The following is a 363-nucleotide window of genomic DNA, read 5'->3' as shown; positions in this document are numbered from 1 at the left end:
GAATTGAATATTTTTCTATCCATCAAATGGAGGATTACCCAAGTGGCTTAAGGGGACGGTTTTGAAAACCGTTAGACGGGGCGACTCGTGCGTGGGTTCAAATCCCACATCCTCCTTTTTATTATCGCGGGATGGAGCAGTCTGGTAGCTCGTCGGGCTCATAACCCGAAGGTCGTTGGTTCAAATCCAGCTCCCGCAATATGGTCCATTGGAGCAGTGGTTTATCTCGCCTCCCTGTCACGGAGGAGATCGCGGGTTCAAATCCCGCATGGACCGTTTGATGGCTCGGTAGCTCAGTTGGTAGAGCAATGGATTGAAGCTCCATGTGTCGGCGGTTCGATTCCGTCCCGCGCCATTGAAAAT

General features: G+C 51.5%; 4 tRNA genes. All 4 read left to right on the top strand.

Annotation, left to right across the window (positions count from 1 at the left end):
• Positions 1–28: 28 nt before the first annotated feature.
• The 4 genes from ACLUXO_RS10320 to ACLUXO_RS10305 all read left to right on the top strand — a co-directional run bounded on the left by ACLUXO_RS10320 (position 29) and on the right by ACLUXO_RS10305 (position 355).
• Positions 29–116, top strand: a tRNA-Ser gene (locus tag ACLUXO_RS10320).
• Between the two features lie 9 nt (positions 117–125).
• Positions 126–199, top strand: a tRNA-Met gene (locus ACLUXO_RS10315).
• A gap of 3 nt (positions 200–202) precedes the next feature.
• Positions 203–276: transfer RNA gene (locus ACLUXO_RS10310), tRNA-Asp, on the top strand.
• Between the two features lie 6 nt (positions 277–282).
• Positions 283–355: transfer RNA gene (locus ACLUXO_RS10305), tRNA-Phe, on the top strand.
• Positions 356–363: the final 8 nt, after the last annotated feature.

It is taken from the genome of Lactobacillus delbrueckii subsp. bulgaricus (assembly GCF_046938665.1).
Lineage (GTDB): Bacteria > Bacillota > Bacilli > Lactobacillales > Lactobacillaceae > Lactobacillus > Lactobacillus delbrueckii_C.
This window is presented reverse-complemented; position numbering and strand designations above follow the sequence as displayed.